4 protein-coding genes are annotated in these 8,403 nt (G+C 75.6%); all 4 read left to right on the top strand.

The window, feature by feature from the left end:
* The first annotated feature begins 241 nt into the window (after window positions 1-241).
* Complete coding sequence (locus tag ACIQOV_RS15355) at window positions 242-883, top strand: hypothetical protein (RefSeq protein WP_401048786.1); 642 nt, start codon at window positions 242-244, stop codon at window positions 881-883.
* A 267-nt stretch (window positions 884-1,150) separates the two neighbouring features.
* Window positions 1,151-1,465, top strand: coding sequence for a trypco2 family protein (locus ACIQOV_RS15360; RefSeq protein ID WP_401048788.1), 315 nt, complete (start codon window positions 1,151-1,153; stop codon window positions 1,463-1,465).
* Window positions 1,466-1,492: 27 nt separating this feature from the next.
* The gene (locus ACIQOV_RS15365) at window positions 1,493-4,789 is read left to right on the top strand and encodes a tetratricopeptide repeat protein (protein WP_401048790.1); all 3,297 of its coding nucleotides are present in this window, start codon (window positions 1,493-1,495) and stop codon (window positions 4,787-4,789) included.
* Window positions 4,790-4,966: 177 nt separating this feature from the next.
* Window positions 4,967-8,403, top strand: a 3,437-nt coding sequence (locus tag ACIQOV_RS15370) for a beta-ketoacyl synthase N-terminal-like domain-containing protein (RefSeq protein ID WP_401048792.1), incomplete at its 3' end; no start/stop codon positions are given.

Genomic DNA, 8,403 nt, shown 5'->3' on the forward strand with positions numbered 1-8,403 from the left:
GGGTGAGGGCCCCTCGGACGGTGCACCGGACGGCGCACCGCCCGCGTGAGGCGCTGCTCCCCGGGCGACCGGCGCCGTCCGCCGCGGTCTGCCGGCCGGGATCCGTCCCGCTGAACGGAAGGCGCGGGCCGCCGGGTTCAGACCGGACGCGGGCGGATCGAACCCCGGAGGGTGCGCTGTCCGTGCTATCGGCTGGGGACGGTCGGCAGCCGGCCCGGAGCACGGACGAGGGAGGACAGCGATGGCCTGGTACCAGGGGTCGAGCCGGATCACGGTGACGGCGGTGGAGGGACGGCTTCCGCAGCGGGCGGTGGTGACCGTCCGGGGCGCCGCTCCGGTGGAGATCCCGGGCGAGGTCGGAGCCGTCCACCACGTCGAGGCGGAGCGCTGGCAGCTCGACCTGGAGCACCGGGACCAGGGCGAGTGGTGCCCCAACATCCGTGCGGTGCAGGGCCGGTGGCAGGAGATCCGGGGCGTGCTGACGCAGGTCGTGCACAGCCGCAACCGCGACCTGGCCGGCGACCGACAGGACCGCAACCTGGTGCTGCGGATCGAGCGGGTCGCGCCGGCCGGCGACGACCCGTCGATCGCCCCCGCCGCCCCGGCCGCGCGCCGGACCGGCGCGGCGCACCTCGCTCCGGCGGTCCCGGCCCCGGCGCCGCGTACCTCGGCCGGGACGACGAGCGGCAGCTCGGGCAGCTCGGGCAGCTCGGGCAGCTCGTCGCCGGGCGTGCGGGCGACCACCTCGGGCGCCGGGTCGGACTTCCTGCGGCCCGCCGCCGCTCCGGGCAGCCGGGTCACCGGCACGAGCGGGACGAGCGGGACGAGCGGGACGACCGCCCCCGCCCGGACGACCACCACGGCAGGCTCCTGGAACGGCTGACCGGGCCCGCTCCCAGCGCCGGCGCACCCCGGCCGTCAGCCGTCGGCCGCCCCTCACCTGCCCCGTGACGTCGGCGACGTCGAACTCCGGGGGGCCTGGCCGCCCCGCCCCCGTCGCGCGCCGGGGGCGGGAGCGCGCGGTGGCGTGAACCGATGTCAAAAACTCCGTACAGTACGGCAGTTGTGTGTTGCGACCGGACGGTGACGGGTATCACTCGACCGGGCGGTGAAGGCCGGCCGGAGGAACGTTCTGCATCGGGGGAGGAACGTGGACGCGGCGTGGACCGGTCTTGCCGAAGCGATCCAGCAGTTGCGCGCCGAACTGGATGCGGCGACAGCCGAGGGCGAGGGGAAGCGGCTCCGGTTCGAACTGGGCCAGATCGAGCTGGAGTTCCAGGTGGAGCTCAAGCGGACCGGGTCGGCGGACGGGGGCCTGCGCTGGGGCATCGTGTCGGCCGGGGCGAAGGGGGAGCTGGCCCACGGTTCGGGTCAGCGGATCAAGCTCGTGCTCCAGCCGACCGACACCGCGACCGGCCGGGCAGCGGAGGTCGCCTCCCGCTGGACCGACCCCGAACTCGGGTGACGCGCCGGAGAGTCGGGGGCTTGCTGAATGGATCGCTGCCGGGTCGTCGAGGTGCTGTCCGAACAGTCCAGGGGGAGCGGCTATCTGGTCGCCGACCGGCTGGTGCTGACCGCCGCCCACGTCCTGAGGTCGGGTGAGGTCTTCACCGCCGAGCCCCGGGTGCAGGCCCTGGACGGCGAACGGCCGGTACGGGCCCGGACGCGGTGGATCCGCTACGACGGGCCGGAGGAGGGCGTCGACGCGGCGCTGCTGGAGATCGTCGACCCGCGGTGGGTGCCGCCGTCGGCGCCGGTTCCGGTCGTGTGGGCACGGATCGCGGACGTCGAGCCCGGCCACCGGGTGCAGGTCGGCGGTTTCCCCGACGCGATGGCGGGCCGCCGGCGGGACGTGGACCAGGTGCTCGCGACGGTGAACCCGCTCAGCGGGGCCCGCTCCGGACGGCTCCAGCTCACCGTGGCGTCCGCGCCGATCCGGACGAGGGACGGACGGTCGGGCTGGGCGGGCATCTCGGGCGGGCCGGTCTGCACCGTGGCCCGCGACGGCGCCCCGTCGGCCCTGCTCGCCGTGGTCGTGGTGGACCCGCTGCGCTACTCGGACCGGCTGGCCGCTGTTCCGGTCGACGCCGTTCTGGCGGACGCCGCCGTGGCCGAAATCCTTCGCCGACATGGCCTGGCCGACATCAACGTGTCATCGTATTCGGGTACTGACCATTCGTCAGCCATCCGATCGACACTGGCGGCAGCCATGCGAACCCTTCCCCGAGACCTCTCCGCCTTCGTCGGCCGGGACCGCGAACTCGCCCGGCTGAGCAACGCGGTCATCGGGGCGAGCGGCGCCGGGAGGGTCATCGACATCCACGCCATCGGCGGCATGCCGGGCGTCGGCAAGACCGCGCTCGCCGTCCACCTCGGCCACCGGCTGGCCGACCGCTTCCCGGACGGACAGCTGTTCCTGCCCCTGCACGGGCACACCCCCGGACAGTCCCCGGTGGATCCGGCCGATGGGCTGGTCGCCCTGCTGTCGGCCAGCGGCGTGTCGCCCGAGCTGATCCCCGGCGGCCCCGACCGCCAGTCCACAATCGACGCCCGGGCCGTCCTGTGGCGGGACAGGATGGCCTCGAAGCGCGTCCTGCTCGTCCTCGACGACGCGGTCGACCACCGTCAGGTCGAGCCGCTGCTGCCCAACGCGGCCGAGTCCCTGGTGCTGATCACCAGCCGGCGCCGGCTCGCGGCGCTGCCGGACACGGTGGTGCTGTCCCTCGACATCCTGGACGAGTCGACGGCCGTCGAGATGCTCTGTGGGCGCTCGGGACGGACGGCGGAGGGGGCGGAGGCCGCCGCCGCGGCGGCTGTCGTCGAACATTGCGGCCGGCTGCCGCTGGCGGTCGGCCTGGTCGCCGGCCGCCTGCGCAACCACCCCAGCTGGTCCTTCGCCCACCTCGCCGCCGACCTGGGCAGGGCCAGACGGCGGCTCTCCCGGCTGCGCGCCGGCAACGTGGCCGTCGCGGCGGCGTTCGAACTCTCCTACCGGGAACTGCCCGAGGACCGCCAGACACTCTTCCGCCGGCTCAGCCTGAACCCGGGCACCGAGTGCGACGCCGAGATCGCCGCCGCACTGCACGGCAGCGACCCCGACGACGCGGCCGACGAACTGGAGTACCTGTACGACGACCACATGCTCATCGAGTCCGCGCCCGGCCGCTACCGGATGCACGACCTCGTCCGGGAGTACGCGGGCCTGCTCACCGACGAGGACGACCCGGCCGACCGGGACGCGGCACGGGAGCGGCTGTTCGCGTTCCTGGAGGAACGCGCCGTGGCCGCCGGCGCCGCCATCGCGCCCGGAGCGGCGCCCGGGGGCGCGGACGCGGTCCGCGAGGCCCAGGCGGCCCGGGACTGGCTGGACACCGAGATCGCGAACCTGCTGGCCTGCGCCCGGTACTGCGCCGACCACGGCCACCCCGAGCGCGTCGTCGTCCTGGCCCGGGCGCTCAGCGGGTTCCTGCGGTTCGTCGGTCCCTGGGACCAGGCCGTCGCCCTGCACTCGGCGGCGGCCGAGTGCGCCCGGCAGTCGGCACAGCCGACCCTCCAGATCGAGGCCCTCACCAACCTCGCCCTGGTGCGGCGGCTGGGCGGCGACTACCGGGGCGCGGCGGACGAACTGCGCGCCGCGACGGCGGTCGCCCAGGTCGTGGGCGACCGCCGGCTCGAAGCGCGGGTGCTGAACGACCTCGGCGCGGTCCACGGTCAGACCGGCGACTACCCGGCCACCATCGCCGCCCACGACGAGGCCGTGCCGATCTTCCGCGAGAACGGGGACCGCGCGGGCGAGGCCAGCGCCCTCAACTACCTCGGCGTGGCCCACCGCCTGGTCGGCCGCTACGACGAGGCCACGGCGGAACTCGCCCGCTCCGCCGAACTCTTCCACGACCTCGGCGACCGGCGGGGCGAGGCCGTGGCCCTCGCCAACCTCGGGATCGTTCACCGCCAGACCGGCCGCTACGACTCCGGGACCCGCCTCGTCGAACAGGCCCTCGCGCTCTCCCGCGGGATCCGCGACCGCCGCGGCAGCACCTACATCATCCACGCCCTCGGCGTGCTGCGGTCGTTGACCGGCCGGGCCGACGAGGCGCTCGACCTGCAGAACGAGGCACTGCAGATCGCGCGCGAGCTGGGCGACCGCCGCGGCCAGGTCTACAGCCTCAACTACCTGGGGGCGGTGCACCGGTCCATGGGCAATCCGGCCGCCGCCGCCCGGGCGCACCAGGAGGCCTTGGACCTCGCCCGGGAACTGGGCGACCGGCGGGCCCAGTCGCACGCGCTGCGCCACCTCAGCGCGGCCCACCGGCTCCAGGGCGAACTCTTCCCGGCCGGCACCGCGGCGGAGGGCTCCCTGCTCATCGCGGAGGAACTGGGCGACCGGCGAGGGCAGGGGAACACCCTCCGGACCCGGGCCGAGGTCCGACTGGCCTCGGGCGAGCGCGAACTCGCGGCCCGCGACCTCGACGACGCGCTCGACCTGGCGCGGGCCATCGGCGACCGGCACGGCGAGGCGCAGACCCTCAACGCCCGGGGCGGACTGCGGCGTCCGTCGCACCCCGCGTCCGCGCTGGCCGACCACGAGTCGGCCCTGGCACTGGCCCGCGAACTGGGAAACCCGCGCCAGACGGGCGCGGCCCTGCTCGGCGCCGGCCGGTGCGAGCGCGACCTGGGTCGGGTCGACGCGGCCGAGAGACGCCTGCGCGAGGCCTTGGCGGTGTACGAGAGCCTCGGCGCCCGGGAGGCGCCGTCGGTCGCGGCCGAACTCGCCGGCCTGCGGGCCTGATCGGGCAGCGGGCCCGGCGGCTTCGCCGTCCCGCAACTCGTCGTGGTGGTCGCCGGGAGACACGGGCTCGGTGTGCGCAGTGACCGGGGCTCCGAATTCGCTACGGTGAACACCGTTGGCGCGTCACCGGGTTACCGCGTGACGGAGTGGCCACGTGACCGACCGCAGGGGTGCAAGGTGCATGAACTGATCCTCCGTCACGCAGCGGAGCGCGGGGCCAGGGCCGCCTTCGCCGATGCCGACGGCACGGTGGACTACGGCGAACTCGCCCGCCGCACCGCCCGGGTGGCCGGCAACCTGCGGGTCGGTCGCGGCGGCCGGGTGGCGCTGTGCCTGTCCGGCGGGGTGCCCGCCGTCGCGGCCACCCTCGGCGTCGCCCGCGCGGCCGCCGTCGGCGTCCTGCTCGACCCGCGAAGCGGCGAGGACGACCTCCGGTTCCGGGTGGAGGACAGCGGCGCCGAGGTGGTGGTCACCGACCGCGAGCACCTGGCGCGGGTCCGGCGGGTGGCCGGAGCCCGGGTGGTGACCGTCGACGAGCTGCTCGGGGCCACCCGTACGCCGCCACGGGACGACCTCGGAGCGGACGAGCCCGCCTGGCTGCACTACACGTCGGGGACCGGCGGGGACCCGAAGGGCGTGCTGTCGGCGCAGGGGCCCTGGCTGCGGTCGGCCGATCTCGCCTACCGGGGACTGCTGGGCATGTCCGGCGACGACCACCTGCTCTGGCCGCTGCCGCTGTTCCACGCGTTCGGGCACTCGATGTGCGTGGTGGGCGTGCTGGCCCTGGGCGCGAGCGCCTACGTGATGGACCGTTTCACCGCGGACCGGGCGGCCGCCCTGCTGCGCCGGACGCCGTTCACGGCCCTGGGCGGCGTCCCGACGGTCTTCACCCAGCTCCTGGACGCCGGGGCGCCGCTGCCGCCGCGCTGCCTGTCCGCCGGCGCCCCGCTGCCGGAGGAGCTGCGGGCCCGGTTCCGCCGGACGTTCGGGCGTGAGCTGCACGACGGCTACGGCAGCACCGAGGCGTCCGGAAAGATCGCCGTCGACGGCGTCGTGCTGCCCGGAATCGACACCCGGTTCGTCGACGGTGAGCTCCGGTTGCGGATGCCCGGCGCCGACGGGTGGCACGCGACCGGGGACCTCGGCCACGAGGAGGACGGCCGGCTGGTGGTGACCGGGCGGGCGAGCGACGTGATCATCCGGGGCGGCGAGAACGTCCACCCGGCCGAGATCGAGCAGATCGTGGCCCGCTGCCCCGGCGTCCGGGACGTGGCCGTGGCGGGAGAGCCCGACGCGGTGCTCGGCGAGGTGCCGGTCGCCTACGTGGTGGGTGACGCCGATCCGGCGGCGCTCCTGGCCTTCTGCCGCGGCCTGCTGCCACCGCACCGGGTGCCGCAGGAGATCCGCGCCGTCAGCCGGATCCCGCAGACCTCCTCGGGCAAACCGGCGCGGCGGCGGCTCCGCCACCAGTACCTGCTCGACGTGGTCCGACGGGAGACCGCGGGGATCACCGGCCGGCCACCCGGGGCGGACCAGCCGTTCGCCGAAGCCGGTCTGGACTCGCTCGGCACCGTACGACTGCGGGACCGGCTGGGTGCGGACCTGGGCGTCGCCCTGCCGCCGTCCCTGGTGTTCGACCACCCCACGCCCCGCGCGGTGGCCGACTACCTCACGGGCGCGGCCGCCGGCCCGCCACCGCCCGCCCGCAGGGCCACGGCCACCGAGCCGGTCGCGATCGTGGGCATGGCCTGCCGCTACCCCGGCGGGATCAGCAGCCCCGAGGACCTCTGGCGCGTGGTCGCCGCCGGCCGGGACACGATCACGGAGTTCCCCACCGACCGGGGCTGGCCCCTGGACGACCTGTTCCACCCCGACCCCGACCACATCGGCACCAGCTACGTCACCCGCGGCGGCTTCCTCAAGGACGCGGCCGACTTCGACGCGGCGTTCTTCCGCATGTCGCCGCGCGAGGCCCTGGCCACCGACCCGCAGCAGCGACTGCTGCTGGAGACGGCCTGGGAGGCGTTCGAACGGACGGGCATCGCGCCCGAATCGCTGCGCGGCAGCAACACCGGCGTCTTCGTCGGCCTGATGTACAACGACTACGCCGGCCGCTTCCGGGGCAGCGCCCACCAGCTCCAGGCCCAGCTCGCCCTGGGCGCCGCGGGCAGCGTGGCCTCGGGGCGGATCGCCTACAACCTGGGCCTGCACGGCCCGGCGCTCACCCTGGACACCGCCTGCTCCTCCTCGCTGGTCGCCATGCACCTCGCGGCGGACTCCCTGCGCGACGGCCGGTGCGACCTGGCCCTGGCGGGCGGCGCGACCGTCATGGCCACGCCGGACAGCTTCGTCGTGTTCAGCCGGCAGCGCGGCCTGGCCCCGGACGGACGGGTCAAGCCGTTCTCCGCCGCCGCCGACGGCACCGCCTGGTCGGAGGGGGTGGGACTGCTGGTCCTGGAGCGGGTGTCCGACGCGCTGCGCAACGGTCACCCGATCCTGGCCCTGCTGCGCGGCTCCGCGGTCAACCAGGACGGGGCGTCGAACGGCCTCACGGCGCCCAGCGGCCCCGCGCAGGCGGCCGTGATCCAGCAGGCGCTGGCCGATGCCGGGCTGACCGGCGCCGACGTGGACGTGGTCGAGGCCCACGGAACCGGCACCGCCCTGGGCGACCCGATCGAGGCGGCCGCGCTGCTCGCCACCTACGGCCAGGACCGGGACCGGTCGGCGCCGCTCCTGGTCGGTACGGTCAAGTCCAACCTCGGGCACACCCAGGCGGCGGCCGGGGTCGCCGGCGTGATCAAGACCGTGATGGCGATGCGGCACCGCACCGTGCCCGCCACGCTGCACGTCGACGAGCCCAGCCCGCACGTCGACTGGTCCGCCGGGGCCGTCCGGCTGGTCACCGAGCCGACGCCCTGGCCGACGGGCCGGCCGGCGTCCCGCTCGGTGGGCCGATCGGCGTCCCGGTCGGCGTCCCGGCCGACGCAGAACCGTCCGCGCCGGGCCGCGGTGTCGGCCTTCGGGATCTCGGGGACCAACGCGCATGTGATCGTCGAGGAGTACGAGCAGCTGCGCGTGGCGTTCCTGTTCCCCGGGCAGGGGGCGCGGCGGCGCGGGACGACCCGGGACCTGGCGGCCGAGTACCCGGTGTTCGCCGCCGCGTTCGAGGAGGTGCGCGCCCAGCTGGATCCGGTGCTGAACACGACACCGGACCCGGCGCACCGGACGGACCTCGCCGGGGCGGCCCTGTTCGCCCACGAGGTGGCGCTGTTCCGCCTGCTGGAGTCCTGGGGGTACCGCCCGGACGCGCTGATCGGGCACGGCGCCGGGCAGATCGCGGCGGCTCACGTGGCCGGCGTCCTGTCCCTGCCCGACGCGGCGAGGCTGCTCGCCGCCCGTGGGCCGGAGGAGTTCGCGGAGACGACACGCAGCCTGACGTACCGCCCGCCGCTCGTTCCGGTCATCGGCGCCCGCCCGGACGATCCGGAGCACTGGGTGCGGCGCCGGCACGAGACGGTCGGCCTCGCCGAGCAGGTGGCCGCGGTCGACGGCGTCACCCTCGTCGACCTGGGCCCGGGCGTCGGGGACAGGGAGGGCGCCGAGGGCATCGAGGG

The sequence above is a fragment of the Kitasatospora sp. NPDC091257 genome (assembly GCF_044757675.1).
Taxonomy (GTDB): Bacteria; Actinomycetota; Actinomycetes; order Streptomycetales; family Streptomycetaceae; genus Kitasatospora; species Kitasatospora lactacystinica.

Coding starts and splice junctions, on each gene's coding strand:
- ACIQOV_RS15355 (WP_401048786.1), top strand. CDS start 242: ATGGCCTGGTACCAGGGGTCGAGCCGGATCACGGTGACGGCGGTGGAG.
- ACIQOV_RS15365 (WP_401048790.1), top strand. CDS start 1,493: ATGGATCGCTGCCGGGTCGTCGAGGTGCTGTCCGAACAGTCCAGGGGG.